We start from the raw sequence: 16,753 nt of genomic DNA, 5'->3' as shown, positions 1-16,753 counted from the left end.
ATTCGTGCAGTTCGGCGGATCTTTAAGACGGGTCTTCCGCCGGGTAGTAGCGCTCGTACGGCTGGAGGCCGAGGAAACGGTCTTGGTCGTCGAAGCAGGCGGCGCGGACGTACCGCCAGGCGTCACCGGTGATGGAGAGCACCCGGTTGTCGGCGGGAGACCAGGACACTGTCGCGGTGTTTGTCATGAATGTGATGAGCCAATCCTGCTGGCCGGTGGTGGTGTTCCAGGTGCGTGCGGTGTTGTCGTCGCTGGCGGTGGCGATGTGGGTGCCGTCGGGGCTGTAGGCCACGGCGTTTACTTCGTTGGTGTGTCCGGTGAGGGTGAGTTGGTGTTCGCCGGTGGTGGTGTCCCAGATTCGTGCGGTGTTGTCGCCGCTGGCGGTGGCGATGTGGGTGCCGTCTGGGCTGTACGCCACCTCCCATAGGCGGCCGGTGTGTCCGGTGAGGGTGAGTTGGTGTTCGCCGGTGGTGGTGTTCCAGGTGCGTGCGGTGTTGTCGTCGCTGGCGGTGGCGATGTGGGTGCCGTCGGGGCTATAGGCCACGGCGTTTACTTCGTTGGTGTGTCCGGTGAGGGTGAGTTGGTGTTCGCCGGTGGTGGTGTCCCAGATTCGTGCGGTGTAGTCATTACCGGCGGTGGCGATGTGGGTGCCGTCGGGGCTGTACGCCACCCCCCACAGGGTGTTGGTTTGCCCGGTGAGGGTGAGTTGGTGTTCGCCGGTGGTGGTGTTCCAGGTGCGTGCGGTGCCATCGTCGCTGGCGGTGGCGATGTGGGTGCCGTCGGGGCTGTACGCCACCCCCCACAGGGTGTTGGTGTGTCCGGTGAGGGTGAGTTGGTGTTCGCCGGTGGTGGTGTTCCAGGTGCGTGCGGTCGTATCGTCGCTGGCGGTGGCGATGTGGGTGCCGTCGGGGCTATACACCACGGTGTTCAACTCGTTGGTGTGTCCGGTGAGGGTGAGTTGGTGTTCGCCGGTGGTGGTGTCCCAGATTCGTGCGGTGTTGTCGCCGCTGGCGGTGGCGATGTGGGTGCCGTCTGGGCTAAAGACGACCTTCCTCACGTCCCTGAACGGTCCGGTGTGTCCGGTGAGGGTGAGTTGGTGTTCGCCGGTGGTGGTGTCCCAGGTGCGTGCGGTCGCATCGTCGCTGGCGGTGGCGATGTGGGTGCCGTCTGGGCTGTACGCCACCCCTCGCAGGGTGTTGGTGTGTCCGGTGAGGGTGAGTTGGTGTTCGCCGGTGGTGGTGTTCCAGATTCGTGCGGTGCCATCGGCGCTCGCGGAGGCGATCTGGGTGCCGTCTGGGCTGTACGCCACTGTCCACAGGGTGTTGGTGTGTCCGGTGAGGGTGAGTTGGTGTTCGCCGGTGGTGGTGTTCCAGGTGCGTGCGGTCGCATCGTCGCTGGCGGTGGCGATGTGGGTGCCGTCGGGGCTGTAGGTCACGACGTTGACGTCGTTGGTGTGTCCGGTGAGGGTGAGTTGGTGTTCGCCGGTGGTGGTGTTCCAGGTGCGTGCGGTCGCATCTGCGCTGGCGGTGGCGATGTGGGTGCCGTCGGGGCTGTACGCCACTCCCCAGATCGGTCTGGTGTGTCCGGTGAGGGTGAGTTGGTGTTCGCCGGTGGTGGTGTTCCAGGTGCGTGCGGTGCCATCTGCGCTGGCGGTGGCGATGTGGGTGCCGTCGGGGCTGTACGCCACTCCCCAGATCGGTCCGGTGTGTCCGGTGAGGGTGAGTTGGTGTTCGCCGGTGGTGGTGTTCCAGGTGCGTGCGGAGTCATCTGCGCTGGCGGTGGCGATGTGGGTGCCGTCGGGGCTGTAGGCCACGGCGTTTACTTCGTTGGTGTGTCCGGTGAGGGTGAGTTGGTGTTCGCCGGTGGTGGTGTCCCAGATTCGTGCGGTGTTGTCGCCGCTGGCGGTGGCGATGTGGGTGCCGTCTGGGCTGTACGCCACCCCACGCAATGCGCTGGATTGCTCAGTGAGGAGGTGAATGCTGGTTCGGGCCGGAACCGGCGGGCTGGGCAAGTCGGTGCCGGAGCCGACGTGGCGGAGCTGATTGGTGTTGGCTCCGGCCAGATCGGTGCCGTCGAGGCGGCAGTAATGCAGGAAGGCCCCGCTGAGGTTGGCGTCAGGGAGGGTGCTGTCGGTGAGGTTCGTGCGGTGCAGCACGGCGCGGTCCAGCTGGGCGCCGTCGAGGGTTGATCGGGTGAGGTTGACGTCGTCCCAGCGGGTGTCGCGCAGGTCCGCGCCGGTCAGATTCGCCGCGGTGAAGGCGAGTGGCTCGGCCTCGGTGCCAGTGAACTGCCAGCTCCGCAGCTTCGCGCCGCTGAGGTCGCTGCCGGTGAGCGTCGGGTGCGGCAGATCGTGCTCGCGGGCGTGCAGTGCGTATCGCAGCCACAGCTCGCTTGCCCCGGCCAGGTACGGCGCGCGCCAGCGGGCGAGCTGGGCCATGAGCGTTTCGGGGTGCTCGTCGTCGGTGATCAGCTGGCCGAGGAAGTCCAGCGTTTCCACCGAGGGCTCGCGAAGGCACCAGTCCGCACGGCGGTCGTCGCGTAGGGCGTCGCACAGGTGCTGGGCCAGGAAGTACTCGTGGATGGAGCTGTGCGCGAACTGGAAGTCGGGCCGGTCGGGGCCGTTGCGGTCGCTGCGGACCACGAACGTGGCGGTGCGCAGGTCCTCCTCGAGCTGGTCGCGGGAAGTCAGCTGGTACCGCCTGCTGAGCGCCAGGTCGGTGGCGAGCTGCTCGTCGAGCCAGTCGTCCAGGTCGGCGCTGTCCAGCCGGCGGTCACCGCGTTCCCAGGACCAGGCGGCGAGCCGGGCCATCAGGGTGAGCTTGTGGTCGGGCCGCATCCGGTGCTTGCCGTGGTCCCGTGCCAGCCAGTCGTGCAGGACCTGCCGGTAGATCGTGGCCGCGTGGACCGGGCGTTGCTGGGCGAACCGCTTCTCGATGAACGGGATCTGGGCCACGACCTTGGACAACGTGTACGGGCGGGTCGCCAGGTCGGACAGGTCGTGGACCGCGCGCAGCATGTCCATCACCTGGGTGGCGTCCCGCTCGGGCAGCGCCTTCTCCAGGTAGCTGCGGATCTGCTCGTCCGTCAACGGCAGCAGCAACAGCGTGACGTAGTCCTCGACCCCGGCCAGGTCGCGGTCGTGCTCCAGGAAGTGCCGGGACTGCTCGCGAAGCGAGCGGAAGTAGTGGGTCCGGCAGGACAGCAGGACCTTCGTGTGTACGCCGGCGAACGAGGCGCGGGTCCCGTCGGCGGTCCGGATTGGCCGTAGCTTGAGGAGCTCGTGGGTGAAGGCGATGCCCTGTGCGGCGTCCAGCCGGACCAGGACCTCGTCGAGCCCGTCGATGACGAACAACGTCGGCCACTTCCTGGCCCACGCCAGCACTTCCTCGCCGGACGGCGGCGCCGAATCACCGGACGACCAGCCGTGCTTGATGCACTCGGTGAGGATGTCCGGCAGGGTCGGCACCCCCTGCTCCACGTTACCGAGCCGGCGCAGGTCGAAGTACAGCGGCTCCGGCTGCCTGTCGGTACGCTCGGTCCGCAGCACCTCGGTCAGCCCCTGGCAGGTGATCGTCTTCCCGGTGCCGTATTCACCCAGCAACGCCGCCAGCGGCGCGCTGTCCGGATTGCGGGCCCATTTCGACAGGAAAGCGACGACGTCGACCCGCCGGTCGCCGTCCGGCGTGTCGAGTGCCAGGTCCGGATCCATGGTGCTCGGACGGACCTGCAGCTTGATGACGCCCTCCCGGCTGCCGGACTTGAGCGCCCTCAGGTCGTGGTCGCCCATGTTGTCCACTTTCGAGGTCACGGCCGCGGGCACCCGGCTGCTGGCCGCGGCGAGCTTCCGGTGGATCTGCTCCGCCAGGCCGTTCACCCACTTGTCCCGCGTCGAGACAGCGCGCTGAGCGGCGAAGGGCGTGTCAGAACGGGGATAGGTCGGCAGGCCGTCGAGCCAGGCCGCCTGCGTGCTCGTCGCTCGCAACAGCACCGGGATGACCGCCGATTCCGCGAGCCGCGCGCGGACGACCGTGCTCATTGCGGACCGGTCCCCCCAGGAGTTGCTCAGCGCCACGATCACCAGTTCGCTGGCGGCCACCTCCCGGCGGAACCGCTGGTCGGCGTAGTCACCGGCCAGCGCGTCCCGGTCGGTCCGCCACACCTCGATCCGCGAGTGGCCGATGTTCAGCGCGTCGGTCAGCAGGTCCCACAGGAGTCCCGCCTTCTCGTCGTCCTTCGGCGCGTTGCAGAGCACGATCCGGCGGGGCCCGAGCATTGCGGCCTGCCGGTCTTCGATGAGTACGTCGCGGACCGCCTCGTGCTCACGCAGGGGATCGGCGGCCGGCTCGACGCGCTCGGCCGAGAAACCCAGCGTGCGCCCCGCCGCCCCCAGCTTCTTCGCGCCGCGGACTTCCAGCCGCAGATCCACACCGTCGATCTCGGCGGTGACGTTCACCAGCTTGACCAGACGCTCCAACGCCTTCGTCGCCGCGGCCGGGGAGCGGCCGGCGAACAGCAGGTCCTGCGCCTCCTGCACGGACAACTCATTGTGCTGGGGGTTCAGCGCATCGAGCAGGACGCCCAGGGCGTCGCGGTCCGCTTCGCTGAGCGGTACCCCGAGAAGCCGGTTCCGGGCTGTGGTCGGCGGAATCCTTCGCATCCTCGGATCACCAGGTCCCGTCGGCGGGCGTGCCGTACTCGGCGAGCACCCGGTGCAGCTGGGCGACCAGGCCGTTCACCCACGCGTCCTGGGCCGAGCTCCCACGCACTCGGCCGAATGGGAGCCGGTGGCCGTAGATCTGCTTGTTTTTCAAGGTGTGCCAGTCCGCCTTGCCGCCGACCTGCCGGAGGGACAGCGGGAGCGCGCGCTTCCCGGGCACGTCGACCAGCGCCGGCACTTCGACGTCGGTGATGTACTTGCTGCCCAGGAAAGCGTTGCTCAGCGCCAAGATCCCCAGCTCGCTCTTCGTCAACGCGTCCTTGATGCGGACGTCCCACTCCTCGCCCGTCAGGATCGCCTCGTCGGCCCGCCAGAGCCGGAACTCGTAGACCCGGTCGATCGCCGTCGCCTCGTCTAGCAGATCCCACAGCCGCCGCGCGACGGCCTCGTCCCGCTTCGCGAAGCTGAGGAACATCCGCACCAGCGGCTTGCCCGACTCGCCGGTCGTCAGACGTACCCGCGGCTCCGTCTCGGTCGCCATGCCCGCTCTCCTAACGTCGGCTGTCGTTTTACGTCGTAAAAACGTCCAGTTGGCTCGCAGAGTACCGCATGAGGTCCGGCGACTCGTGTGGTCTGACTCAAAAGTCATAGACAACTACTATGGGTGACCGTTTGGTGTCCGCCTGGCGCGGTCGAGTCGCGCTCGGGTGGCGGAAGCGCTCCGATACACTGTGGTCGGCGCTGCGGCGCCAGGCCGCTATAGCTCAGCTGGTAGAGCATCTGTCTTGTAAACAGAAGGTCAGGGGTTCGAGCCCCCTTGGCGGCTCCTCGAAAGTTCGCTTCGACCTGCGGTTCGGCCGCCGGTCGCCGGTCGTCTTGGTGTGTGGGTGCGCCGCTTCACGTTCAGCTGGCGGCTCTGTTCGTGTCATCTGGAGTTTGAAGACCACTGATTGACTTCAACGGCTCCCCACCTTTTCTCCCGACGAGGACAAATTGACACAGTCAGTGCCTCCCGACGGCGATCCGTTGGCCGCGTTCAACGCCGAGCTCGAGGGAATCAAGGCCCAGGCCGCGGCCGCCCAGGAACGGCTCCGGGCCGCCACCGCCACCGTGCAGTCGCCGGATGGGGCCGTCACGGTGACCGTCGGCCCGAGCGGAGTGCTGCAGGAGCTGCGGTTCGGCCCCCGCGCGTACGACCGTCCCCCGCAAGCGCTTTCCGGCACGGTGATGCAGCTGATCGGCCGCGCGCAGCAGAAGGTCTCGGCCGAGGTCGCCGACGCGTTCAGCGGCATGGTCGGCGAGAGCTCGGCCGCCCGTGAGCTGCTGGACGAGTTCCTGCCCGCGCCGCCCGAACCGGACGAGGGAACGCCCCCGGGCCCCGGCGGCAAGTTCATGCCGGAGGCGGACGACCGGCCGCCCGTCCCGCCGCCGCCCCCGCACCGGCCGCCGCCGCACCAGCCGCCGCCACCGCAGCAAGGTCCGCCGCCGCGTCGACGTCCCCGGCTCGCGCCGGAAGAGGACGACGGCGAAAGCAACCCCTGGTAGTACGGAGGAGATCCAGTGGTTTCCGGAGCAGGTTTCTCGGTCGACCCGGCCGAGCTGCAGAAGTTCAGCCGGTTCCTGTCGGGCACCACGCAGCCCGCGGTGCAGGACGCCGCGAACCGGATGCAGGCCGCCAACGGGTTCGACAACGCCGCGTTCGGCATCCTGCTCGCGCAGGTGCTGGCCGTGCCCTCGCGGATCACGATGGGGGTGATCACCGGGGAGATCAACAAGCTCGTCGGTGACATCGGCAAGTCCGCCGACGACGTGAAGAAGGCCGCCGACGTGTATTCGACGCACGACGCGAACACGGCGCAGGGCTTGAGCACCTTCGAAACGGAGCTGGGCAAGTGACCGTTCCCATCACGGCGTCGAACTCCACGACCGGGGCCGGCGTCTTCGACAGCTGGAAGCAGGTCGGCGACTCGATCGGCAAGGTCCAGACCGAGCACGGTGGTGACCTCGCGGCCGTCAGCGTCGAGCTGGGCATCAACGTGATCAGCGCCGCGCTCGACACGGTCGCGTTCGTCATGGACCCGCTGGCGAAGCTGATCGCGGCGGGCCTGGGCTGGCTGATCGAGCACGTCTCGTTCCTGAAGTGGCCGCTGGACCAGGTCGCGGGCAACCCCGCGGAGGTCACGAAGGTCGCCAACGAGCTGCACAAGATCGGCGAGTCGCTGCGCAACACCGGCACCTCGCTGGACGACACGCTCAAGGCGACGATCACGCAGTGGGAGGGCAAGGGCTACGACAGCTTCCTGAAGTCGATCAACGACCGTAAGGGCTGGATCGACGCCAACGCCAAGGCGGCCGACGTCGCCGGCTACATGGTCGAGACCACCGGCGCGCTGATCGGCGCGGTCCGCTCGCTGCTGCGCGACATCATCACGACGATCCTCGGCGACATCATCTCCACGATGCTGATCGCGCTGGCGCTCGCCATCCCCACCTTCGGCGCGTCGATCGCCGTCGGGGTGACCAAGTGCGTCGCGACCGTCTCGGTGCAGGTCGCGGCGATGATGGCGAAGCTCGCCAAGGTCGTCTCCTACGCCGGGCGCACGCTGGCGCGGCTCACCGGCCTGTCGAAGCTGGTCAAGGGCAAGCCGGGCTCCTCGGGCGCGGGTCACGAGCTGAGCAACCTGCCGCCGCACGGTGGCGGGGTGCCGAACTTCTCGCGGCCGCTGCCGAAGCCGCCGGGCACGGCCGTCACCCACGACGGCCCGCCGGTGCCCGGGGGCGCCACGCCGAGCACCCGGCCGCCGGGCGACGGCACTACGCCGAACTTCTCGCGCCCGCTGCCCCCGCCGGGCACCGCCGTCACCCACGACGGCCCGCCCGGAGGCGGCGCCACGCCCAGCACCCGGCCCCCGGGTGACGGCACCACGCCGAACTTCTCGCGCCCGCTGCCGAAGCCCGCGGACCCGCCGCCCGCGCCCAAGCCGCCGTCGCCGAAGTCGAAGCTGAGCGACCAGGACATCTCGACGATCAAGAAGCACGAGGACTGGCTGAAGACGAAGTTCGGCGACAGCTACAAGAAGATGAAGTTCGTCGACGACTGGCTGAAGGCCAAGGCACCGGACTACTACCCGATGATGAAGGCCCTCTCGGACGCCAAGAGCTCCAAGAACTTCGTCGGCTGGGCGGGCAAGGACATCGTCCAGGTCGACCGCGGCCTCACCGACATCCAGATGCAGGCGGAGGCCGCCTGGGCCGAGGAAGACAAGAAGCAGCAACAGCAGCAGCCGCAGTAGAACCGCGAAGAGGCCGGGGTGTTCCGCACCCCGGCCTCTTCCGTGGAACGCCTGCCCCCGGCGAGCGGTTCGGTGGCTTAAGCTCCGGTATGGCCACGACCCACATCCTCGAGACGCCCGAGGCGGACATCGCCTACGACGTGCACGGGCCCGCTCCCGCCGACAGCGGCCGCGCGCCGCTGCTCATGGTCGGGCAGCCCATGGAAGCCGGCGGCTTCACCACCCTCGCCTCGTACTTCCCCGAGCGGACCGTCGTCACCTACGACCCGCGGGGGCTCGGGCGCAGCGTCCGGAAGGACGGCGACGTCACCAACGTGCCCGCCGTCCAGGCCCGGGACCTGCACGCGATCGTCCAGGCGCTCGGCGCCGGGCCGGTCGACGTCTTCGGCAGCAGCGGGGGCGCCGTCGCCGGGCTGGCGTTCGTCACGGCGTACCCGGAGGACGTGACCACGCTCGTCGCGCACGAGCCGCCGCTGATCCCGGTGCTGCCCGACGCCGCGGCGGCCGAACGGGCCCGCAACGCGGTGACCGAGGCCTACCAGGCCAAGGGTTTCGGTGCCGGAATGGCGGCGTTCATGCTGCTGTCGTCGTGGCAGGGCGAGTACACCGACGACTACTTCGCGCAGCCCGCGCCCGACCCCGCCCAGTTCGGCATGCCGTCCGAGGACGACGGCAAGCGCGACGACCCGCTGCTGTCCGACCGGTCCTGGGCGGTTTCCAGCTACGAACTCGACGTGGAGGCCCTGAAAAAGGCGCCGACGCGCGTCGTGATCGCGGTCGCCGAGGAGTCGGGCCAGTCCTTCACCGGCCGCACGACCCTGGCGGCGGCCGCGGTGCTCGGCCAGGAGGCGATCGTGTTCCCGAGCCACCACGGCGGCTTCCTGAGCGGTGAGTTCGGGTATGCGGGCAAGCCCGAAGCCTTCGCCGCGCGGCTGCACGAGGTGCTCGGCTAGTTCCCCCGCGGCTCATCCTCGAGAGGGAGGCCGGGCGCGGGGCGAGCGCCGAAGATCGGGTGCATGACAACCGCTACGCGGACGCCGCCCCGCTGGGCCGTGATCGCCGCGCACCTGGTGCCGCTCGTGACGCTGCCGTCCGGCCTCTGGCGGATCGCGCTGGTCGCCGGGGTCCCGCTCGGCCTGCGGGTCGCGGACGCCGAAGTCGGCGGTGAGGGCTGGTACATCGTCGGGCTCAGCGTGATTTCGGAGGCTTTGGCCCTGCTAACGCTCGGGCTGGTGCGGCCGTGGGGCGAGCGGGTGCTGTCCTGGGTTCCGCTGCTGGGCGGCCGCCGCGTGGCACCGTGGGCGGCGATCGGGCCGGCGTCGCTCGGCGCCGTCGCGCTGGCGGTGATCTGGGGTTACGCGTTCCGCGACTTCCCCGACTTCGGACAGGTGGCCTTCTCCCACCCGGCGGGGCACGTCCTGCTGATCGTTTGTTACCTGCCGGTCTTGCTGTGGGCGCCGCTGCTGGGCGCGGTCACGTGGAGCTATTGGCGACGGCGGTGCCGCTGACGTGTAGCGCCGGACCCGCGCGCGGCGACCCACCGGGAGACCGGGGTTGCCGAGACGACGGGCGGGCGCACGTGCAGACGTTCCTCCAGCAACTGCCGACGTTGATCGGAGTGCTCGTCGGTGCCCTCGCGTCGTTCGCGGCCACGTCGGCTGCTGAGCGGGCGCGCTGGCGCAGGGCTCAGTCGGTCCGCTGGGACGAGCGACGGCTCGCCGCCTACGCCGAGTACGCCTTCGCGGTCAAGAAGGTCAGCACCCTGGCCGTCAGGATCGCGGCGCACCGAGGGATCCACCCGGACATCGACGGCCTTTCGCCGGAGGAGGGCATGCCCCTGCTGGCCGCGGCCGAAGAGGAACGGACCGTGAAGTGGGAGACCGTCTTGCTGCTGGGTACCGGCGGCACCGTGGTCGCCGCGCGGGCCTGGCACGAAAGCGCGTTCCGGTTGCAGCGGATCGCTGCCGGTGCCGAGGTCGAACTGTCCTGGGCGGACGCGATCGCCGCGGCGAGCAAGGCTCGTCGGCGCTTCTACGAAGCCGCGAAGGCGGATATCGGCATTGCGATCGGTGACCTGCCGGAGAGCTACGAGTGGCAGATCGGCCGCCTGGTCGCGGACGAGGCACGAGCGGGCCGGCCGCCGGCGGAGGGATCCACCGCGCCGGGCCGTTGAGCGGCTGCGGGGCGTCAGGCGTGCCATCATTCGGGCATGGCCACCCTTCGCGAAGCGCGCGAGCCGGAGCTCAACAGCGGGATTCTGCCCGGGAACGTGCGTGCCGACGACTGGGTCATGCTCGTGCTGGCCGCCGGGTCGGTCGGGTTGCTGGGGTTCATGATCCTGAGCCCGCCCGCGCGGGATGCCGGGCTGGTGATCTTCTACGTCGACTGCGGGATCTGCGCCGTGTTCCTCGGCGAGTTCCTGTGGCGGTGGCGGAAACGCAAGTGGGACAAGAAGTTCCTCGTGCGCAACTGGTACGAGCTGTTCGCCATGGTGCCGTTCGCGCACCCGGTCGCGGCCTCGCACAAGTTCGTCGCCGTCGTGCTGTTGCTGATCCGGGTCGGGCGGGCCGCGGACCGGGCCGTCGGGGAGCAGTTCACTTATCGGCTTGTCGACAAACTGTCGGAGCCGATCGTGAAGGCCATCAAGAAGCCGGTGACCATCGCCGTGCTCGACGAGGTCGTCAAGGTGCTCGAGACCGGCAACTACCCCGAGAACCTCGCCAAGTCGCTCGGGGCCAACAAGGACGAACTGCGCACGATCATCGCCGAGAAGATTGCCGCCGACCCGCAGCTCGGCAAGCTCAAGCGGCTGCCGTTCCACGACGAGATCGTGCGGACGGTCGTCGACACGTCCTTCCGCGTCCTGCTCGAGGTGCTGCTCGACCCGCGGATCGACGACTTCTTCTCCACCGTCGTCCGCGACAACCGCGAGCAGATCCGCCAGGCCGTCCAACTGGGACTCAACGACCTCGACGCCGAGGACGAGCAGCACAAGCTGCCCACCCGGACCCAGCGCGAAGCGGCCCACGAATACGACACGCTGCACCGCAAACGCTGAACATGACGAAGGCCGCCTCACCGGGGTCGGGTCCGATGAGGCGGCCTTCTGGCTCGGTTACGGGTAGCTCACCACGTTGACCGGCACGGTGCCCGTCGGCGTGACCGCACCCGTGTCGTTGATGACGTGGGTGATCGTGCCGCGGTAGTTGAGCGACACCGTCAGCAGGCTGTGGAACTTCACGCCGCTGTTGTTCGGCACTTCGAACGCGTGGTAACTGGACACCGCCGGGTTCGTGTCGAAGAAGCAGTAGCTCCCGAGACCCCAGGCCTCATGGGACGTCACGTTCGCCCCGACCTTGTAGGCCGCGTACCCCGCGACCCCCGATGGTGCGTTCCACGACGCCTGGTTCGGCACGTCGTAGGGCATCTCGTTCTGGAAGAAGATCGTCTTCCCGCCCTGGCCGTTCCAGATCACCTGGTACTTCTGGTAGTGCTCGACGAACAGGCCGGTCGCCAGCACGTTCGCGCCGTTCACCACCAGGCCCGTCTCGGCCGTGTTCGTGTTCCAGCCGACCGTGCCGCCGTTGCCGTGGTCGGCCCGCCACGCCCAGATGTGGTCGATGATCGTGTTGGCGCTGTTGACGATCAGGCTGTTGGTCGCCTTGCCGGCGATCGCGCCGCCGATCCGGAAGAACACGTCCTGGACCGTTGTCGGGTTCGACGCGTGGGACGCCGTCGAGCCGGACTGGCCGACCGTCAGCAGCGCCTGCGAGTTCGTCGTGCCGGCGTCGAACAGCAGGCCCTTGAGCCGCACGCCGTCCACATCGGACACCTGCATCGCGTTGACGCCGTTGTCCGGCACCAGCGTCGGGTAGCCGATGCCGAGGATGGTCGTGTTCGCCTTGGTCACGTTGAGCGTCTGGTTGAGGTGGTAGACGCCCGGCGTGAAGAACAGGTTGCAGCCCGCGGCGAGCGCGTTGTTGATCGACGAGGCCGTGTCACCGGCCTTGACGACGTAGAACTGGCTCATCGGCGCCGACGTGCCCGGGGTGCTGCCGTTCGCCCAGCTCGGGCCGGACGCGTTGGTGCGCAGCGAAGGCAGGAACACGCGGTACTTGCCGGTGCCGTCGACGTACAGGTACGGCACGTCGCGGGAGACCGGGGTGGTCGCCAGCGTCGTCTCCGGCGGGTTCGGGAACGTCGTCGCCGGCGCGCCGCTGGTGCCGGAGAAGACCATGTTCCAGACGCCGCCGTTCCAGCTGCCGAGCTGCGAGTCGCGGGTGTACCACTGCTGCTGCGAGACCGACGCGGCCTGGCCGGCCACCTTCGTGTCGGCGATGTAGCCGCCGCTCGCGTAGCCGTAGCTGGCCGGGTACAGCTGCAGCCCGCCGCGGACGTCCATCCGGCGGAACGGCGCGGCCTGGGCGACGGCCCAGCGCTCCTGGCCACCGGAGGGGCTGACCGCCATGTTCTCCGCCGAGCGCCAGAAGTTCTGCAGCGCGACGCCGTTGTCGGAGGCGTTGAAGGCGTCGACCGTGACGTCACCGTTGATCAGGACGTCGCCGGGGTTCTGGCCGAGGCCGGCCACCGAGGTGTAGAAGCCCACGTTGTCGTGCACGTTGTTGTACGTGCCGGGCTTGAACAGGTGGGCGACGCGCCGGTCCGCGAACTGCGCGGTGAGCGTGTCCTTCTGGTTGTTGAAGTCGGTGTCCAGCTGCGCCTGGATCGTCGCCGCCGACATGCTCGGGTCGAAGATCCGCACGTTCGACCCGAAGTTCGGGGTGTCCGACTGCGTCGGGCAGCCGGCCTGGGTGCCGATCGTGTAGGTCGCGCTCGACACCGCGGACGTCGTCGAGCCGGACTTCAGCGCGATCGCGTTGACCGTGCGCGAGTTCGGGACGCTGATCGGCGCGGTGTACTGCGTCGACGACGCGGTCGGCGTCGAACCGTCCACTGTGTACCGGATGGTCGCGCCCGAGGTGGCGCTGCTGATCGTCACCGTCTGCGCGCTCGAGTAGGTCCCGCCGGGCGGGCTGAACGTCGGCGCCGCGACGGTCGTCGTGCCGCCGCCACCCACGGTGTAGGTGAAGTGCGGGGTGTCGTACTGCGGCCCGCTCTTCTCGTAGGTGAACCAGTAGTCGAGCGTGTTCCCGGTGCTCAGGCCGTTGACGGTGGAGTGCCAGGTGCCGGAGGCGTTGGTCATCCGGACGTTCTGCTGCCCGACACCCGGCACGCCGGTGTAGTGGACGTCCACGTACACGGCCGGGGTGGTCGGGGTGAAGTTGAGCTGCAGCTGCGTGGTGCTCAGCTGCGTGACGCTCTGTGTGTAGTCGTCCGCGGCCAGCGCGGCCGGGGCGTTGAGCCCGGCGCCTAGCAAGAGGGCTGCCGCGGTGAGGGCGACGGCGCCGCGCCGGCGTCGTCGAAGCTTTTCAAAGGTCCGGGCCACGCCGTGACACCTCCGCCGTTGGGGATCCACGAGCATTTGTTGCGAGTCACAACAAAGTAGACTCTGCAACCGGCGGCTATGGTCACGAATCGATAACAGTTGTCTGGACCAATCAGCCGTGAGGGTGAGGTGTTCTGTGAACGATGACCCGATTTGCCCGGCGGTGGGCGAATGACTGAACCGAGAAACCCACTTCGGTCGGGTGGCCTCGATCGTGTGACATGGGATCATCTCGTGCCACACCGTGGTCCCCTACCGAGGAGTAGGAATGACTGTTTCGCGTGGCAGAACCCTCGTCCGGGCCCTTGTGGCCTTCGCTCTCGTCGCGGCCCCGGTGGCCGCCGCCGTCCCCGCTGAGGCCGCGCCGCTGCAGAGCGGCGGCGTGATCAACTTCGGCTGCGCCACGTCGGGGAAGATGCACTGCCTCGGCAAGGCCATCCGCTCGCCGAAGGGCGCCGGCCCGCTGGTGACGTCGACTCCGGTCGGTTACGGCCCGGCCGAAATCCAGGCCGCGTACAACCTCGGCGGCCTGCACTCCGGCGGCCGCACCGTCGCCATCGTGGACGCCATGGACGCGCCGACCGCGGAGGCCGATCTCGCGAAGTTCCGTGCCGCACGCGGACTTTCGGCCTGCACGACGGCGAACGGCTGCTTCAAGAAGGTCAACCAGAACGGCGCCGCGAGCCCGTTGCCCGCGGGCGACTACGGCTGGGCCGAGGAGATCAGCCTCGACCTCGACGCCGTGTCCGCGACCTGCCCCGACTGCCACATCCTGTTGGTGGAGGCCAGTTCCGCGGACACGGACCCGCTGATGACGGCGGTCGACACGGCCGCGGCGACGCCGGGCGTGGTCGCCATCTCCAACAGCTACGGCGGTACCGAGGACTCGACGATCCTCGCCGCGGACGCGCACCTGAACCACCCGGGCATCGCGGTGACGGCGTCTTCGGGCGACTCCGGCTACGGCGTGAGCTGGCCGGCGTCCTCGCCGTACGTCACGGCGGTCGGCGGCACGACGCTGAAGAAGTCCACGAGCACTCCGCGCGGCTGGGCGGAAACGACGTGGAACGGCAGCGGCAGCGGGTGTTCGGCGCTGGAGGCCAAGCCGGCGTGGCAGCACGACACGGGCTGCGCCAAGCGGACCGTCGCCGACGTCTCCGCGGTCGCCGACCCGGCCACCGGGCTGGGCGTCTACGACACGTACAACAGTTGCGGCAGCTCGGCTTTCTGCGACTTCCTGCTGTCGCTGGGCCTGGCCCAGGGGGCCGACGGCTGGGTCCAGGTCGGCGGCACGAGCCTGTCGTCGCCGGTGATCGCGAGCGTGTACGCGCTGGCGGGCAACGCGGTGACGTCCGGGTCGTACCCGTACGCCCACACCGGCAGCCTGAACGACGTGACGTCCGGCTCGAACGGCAGCTGCGGCGGGACCTACCTCTGCACGGCGGGCACCGGGTACGACGGCCCGACGGGGCTGGGCACCCCGAACGGCACCGGCGGGTTCTGACTCGGTGTCCGCAGCGGTTCGTCGAAGACGCAGAGAGGTCGAAGCGGTAGCCGGTGCTGCCAGTCCAGGGCGTACAGCTGCTCGCCTGGCCGCGTAATCGTGCGGAGTCCGGTGTGGACGATCTCGTTGGGACCGTCCACATCGGAGCCTTCGGTGCGGTCCTCCAGTGACCAGGTCTCCGGTTCGCTGCCCGATCCTCCACGAACGGGTGACGTTCGCGCAGCGCGTTTTCGCCTTGCCCCGGGTGGGGTGAAGATGACTGCATGCTGGACACCGACGTGCTGTCGACGACCCGGCCGCGGGCGCTCGGCGTCGACACACCGCTGGGCACCGTGCGGTTCGCCGTGCGCGTCGGTGGGTGGGACGTGCCGGCGCGGCCGGAGCTGACCTGGGGCCTGGACTCCGGGGCGTGGCTGTGCCGGTGGCGGCACCGGTCCGTGCGGCTCGACGTGCTGTCCGGGCCGAGCGCGCCGCAGCTGCCCGACGGCTATCCCGCGGTCACCCGGCAGGTCACCGTCTTCCGCGTGCTGGCTCGCGAACCGCTGAGCGAGTTCGTCGTCCAGGTCGAGCTGAGTGGCCCCGAAGACATGACCGCGAGCGGTGCCAGCGTCACGGCCGAGACCGCCGACGCCGTGGTGACCGTCGGCGGCCCGGACGTCGAGGCGCTGCGCGCGTGCGCGCGGGCCGGGCAGCACGTGCCGCCGTACTGGTCCGGTGCCCTCGCCGGCGACGCCGTCGGCCTGGACGACGGGCGGCTCACCTGGCAGCTGCCCGCGATCGAGCGGGGCGACTACGCCGACCTGTGGGTGGCGGCCGCGTGGAGCGAGCCGAGCGAGCACCCGGGTACGCGGCGCGCGGTCGATGTCGACCCGGCGCGGGTGCTGCGGGAACTCACGCACTGAGCTGTCACATCCGGCTCGCTGGATCCGTCAAGGTGGGGACAGCACCTGGACGGAGGACGAGACCGTGACCGACGCCGACTGGCTGGCGCACCGCTTCGAGACGCACCGCGACCACCTGCGGGCCGTCGCCTACCGGATGCTCGGTTCGCTGAGCGAGGCCGACGACGCCGTGCAGGAGTCGTGGCTGCGGCTCAGCCGGAGCGACACCTCCGGCGTCGAGAACCTGGCCGGCTGGCTCACCACGGTCGTCGGGCGCGTCTGCCTCGACATGCTGCGCTCGCGCAAGGCCCGGCGGGAGGAGTTCGTGCCGGACCCGATCATCAGCCGGGAGGACGGCGGCCCCGAGGAGTCGGCGTTGCTGGCCGATTCCGTCGGCCTCGCGCTGCTGGTCGTGCTCGACACGCTCACCCCGGGCGAGCGGCTGGCGTTCGTGCTGCGGGACATGTTCGCGATGCCGTTCGACGAGATCGCGCCGATCGTCGGCCGCTCCGAGGCCGCGACCCGCCAGCTCGCGAGCCGCGCGCGACGGCGCGTCCAGGGCGCGCCGGTCGCCCCGGACCCGGACGTCGCCCGGCAGCGTGAAGTCGTCGACGCGTTCCTGGCCGCCGCGCGCGGTGGCGACTTCGAGGCGCTGGTCACCGTCCTCGACCCGGACGTCGTCCTGCGCGCGGACCGCGGCGCGGCCCAGGGCGGCTCGATCGAGGTCACCGGCGCGGCGGCGGTGGCCAACCAGGCCCTGACGTTCTCCCGCCTCGGCGCGGGCGGCGGCACGGTCCGCCGCGCCCTGGTCAACGGCGCGGCCGGCGTGGTCGCGACCCGGGACGGGCGCCCGTTCTCGGTGCTCGGCTTCACGGTGTCGGGCGGCCGGATCGTGGAGATCGACATCCTGGCCGACCCGGTCCGCCTCGACCGGCTGGATCTGGCCGTGCTGGATTGATGTCCGCGACCACA

Annotated in this window: 13 protein-coding genes and 1 tRNA gene; 11 read left to right on the top strand and 3 right to left on the bottom strand. The window is 69.6% G+C overall.

All coding sequences use genetic code 11. The annotated features are described in order from the left end of the window. Positions 1 to 22: 22 nt before the first annotated feature. On the bottom strand, positions 23 to 4,657 hold the full coding sequence (locus VA596_RS06400) for an NACHT and WD40 repeat domain-containing protein (RefSeq protein WP_410171842.1): 4,635 nt from the start codon (positions 4,655 to 4,657) through the stop codon (positions 23 to 25). Positions 4,658 to 4,664: 7 nt separating this feature from the next. Continuing rightward, positions 4,665 to 5,198: a TIR domain-containing protein gene (locus VA596_RS06395; protein ID WP_323324387.1), complete on the bottom strand. Its 534-nt coding sequence runs from the start codon at positions 5,196 to 5,198 to the stop codon at positions 4,665 to 4,667. A 212-nt stretch (positions 5,199 to 5,410) separates the two neighbouring features. Between VA596_RS06395 and VA596_RS06390 the strand changes: the two genes are divergently transcribed. The 8 genes from VA596_RS06390 (at position 5,411) to VA596_RS06355 (ending at position 11,008) form a co-directional block, all read left to right on the top strand. Further along, positions 5,411 to 5,483, top strand: a tRNA-Thr gene (locus VA596_RS06390). Positions 5,484 to 5,650: 167 nt separating this feature from the next. After that, on the top strand, positions 5,651 to 6,202 hold the full coding sequence (locus tag VA596_RS06385) for a YbaB/EbfC family nucleoid-associated protein (RefSeq protein ID WP_323324386.1): 552 nt from the start codon (positions 5,651 to 5,653) through the stop codon (positions 6,200 to 6,202). 15 nt (positions 6,203 to 6,217) lie between these two features. Beyond that, positions 6,218 to 6,553, top strand: coding sequence for a hypothetical protein (locus VA596_RS06380; protein WP_323324385.1), 336 nt, complete (start codon positions 6,218 to 6,220; stop codon positions 6,551 to 6,553). Beyond that, positions 6,550 to 7,950: a hypothetical protein gene (locus VA596_RS06375; RefSeq protein ID WP_323324384.1), complete on the top strand. Its 1,401-nt coding sequence runs from the start codon at positions 6,550 to 6,552 to the stop codon at positions 7,948 to 7,950. Before VA596_RS06380 ends, VA596_RS06375 begins: the two co-directional genes overlap by 4 nt. Positions 7,951 to 8,039: 89 nt before the next feature. Continuing rightward, on the top strand, positions 8,040 to 8,903 hold the full coding sequence (locus VA596_RS06370; RefSeq protein WP_323324383.1) for an alpha/beta fold hydrolase: 864 nt from the start codon (positions 8,040 to 8,042) through the stop codon (positions 8,901 to 8,903). A 63-nt stretch (positions 8,904 to 8,966) separates the two neighbouring features. Beyond that, a complete protein-coding gene (locus VA596_RS06365) occupies positions 8,967 to 9,458 on the top strand; it encodes a hypothetical protein (RefSeq protein WP_323324382.1) in 492 nt (163 codons plus the stop codon). A 71-nt stretch (positions 9,459 to 9,529) separates the two neighbouring features. Continuing rightward, the gene (locus tag VA596_RS06360; RefSeq protein ID WP_323324381.1) at positions 9,530 to 10,123 is read left to right on the top strand and encodes a hypothetical protein; all 594 of its coding nucleotides are present in this window, start codon (positions 9,530 to 9,532) and stop codon (positions 10,121 to 10,123) included. Between the two features lie 36 nt (positions 10,124 to 10,159). Continuing rightward, positions 10,160 to 11,008 carry an ion transporter gene (locus VA596_RS06355; RefSeq protein ID WP_323324380.1) on the top strand — a complete coding sequence of 283 codons (849 nt, stop codon included), beginning with the start codon at positions 10,160 to 10,162 and terminating at the stop codon, positions 11,006 to 11,008. 57 nt (positions 11,009 to 11,065) lie between these two features. Here the strand turns inward: VA596_RS06355 and VA596_RS06350 are convergent, their stop codons facing one another. Continuing rightward, complete coding sequence (locus VA596_RS06350) at positions 11,066 to 13,396, bottom strand: chitobiase/beta-hexosaminidase C-terminal domain-containing protein (RefSeq protein WP_323324379.1); 2,331 nt, start codon at positions 13,394 to 13,396, stop codon at positions 11,066 to 11,068. A 268-nt stretch (positions 13,397 to 13,664) separates the two neighbouring features. On the opposite strand from VA596_RS06350, the gene VA596_RS06345 reads away from it, so the two are divergent. From VA596_RS06345 to VA596_RS06335, 3 genes are all read left to right on the top strand, one after another. Then, the gene (locus VA596_RS06345) at positions 13,665 to 14,900 is read left to right on the top strand and encodes a S53 family peptidase (protein WP_323324378.1); all 1,236 of its coding nucleotides are present in this window, start codon (positions 13,665 to 13,667) and stop codon (positions 14,898 to 14,900) included. Positions 14,901 to 15,163: 263 nt separating this feature from the next. Continuing rightward, positions 15,164 to 15,802 carry a hypothetical protein gene (locus VA596_RS06340; RefSeq protein WP_323324377.1) on the top strand — a complete coding sequence of 213 codons (639 nt, stop codon included), beginning with the start codon at positions 15,164 to 15,166 and terminating at the stop codon, positions 15,800 to 15,802. A 64-nt stretch (positions 15,803 to 15,866) separates the two neighbouring features. After that, on the top strand, positions 15,867 to 16,739 hold the full coding sequence (locus tag VA596_RS06335; RefSeq protein ID WP_323324376.1) for a sigma-70 family RNA polymerase sigma factor: 873 nt from the start codon (positions 15,867 to 15,869) through the stop codon (positions 16,737 to 16,739). The last annotated feature ends 14 nt before the right edge of the window (positions 16,740 to 16,753 follow it).

Origin of the sequence: Amycolatopsis heterodermiae (genome assembly GCF_034929455.1) — a bacterium.
GTDB classification, from domain to species: domain Bacteria; phylum Actinomycetota; class Actinomycetes; order Mycobacteriales; family Pseudonocardiaceae; genus Amycolatopsis; species Amycolatopsis heterodermiae.
Note: the sequence above shows the minus strand (reverse complement) of the source record. Positions and strands in the feature narration are given on the sequence as shown.

What these genes read in the sequence shown, in the direction of transcription:
- VA596_RS06355 (WP_323324380.1), top strand. Translation starts at nt 10,160, where the DNA reads ATGGCCACCCTTCGCGAAGCGCGCGAGCCGGAGCTCAACAGCGGGATT.
- VA596_RS06365 (WP_323324382.1), top strand. Translation starts at nt 8,967, where the DNA reads ATGACAACCGCTACGCGGACGCCGCCCCGCTGGGCCGTGATCGCCGCG.
- VA596_RS06345 (WP_323324378.1), top strand. Translation starts at nt 13,665, where the DNA reads ATGACTGTTTCGCGTGGCAGAACCCTCGTCCGGGCCCTTGTGGCCTTC.
- VA596_RS06340 (WP_323324377.1), top strand. Translation starts at nt 15,164, where the DNA reads ATGCTGGACACCGACGTGCTGTCGACGACCCGGCCGCGGGCGCTCGGC.
- VA596_RS06400 (WP_410171842.1), bottom strand. Translation starts at nt 4,657, where the DNA reads ATGCGAAGGATTCCGCCGACCACAGCCCGGAACCGGCTTCTCGGGGTA.
- VA596_RS06370 (WP_323324383.1), top strand. Translation starts at nt 8,040, where the DNA reads ATGGCCACGACCCACATCCTCGAGACGCCCGAGGCGGACATCGCCTAC.
- VA596_RS06395 (WP_323324387.1), bottom strand. Translation starts at nt 5,198, where the DNA reads ATGGCGACCGAGACGGAGCCGCGGGTACGTCTGACGACCGGCGAGTCG.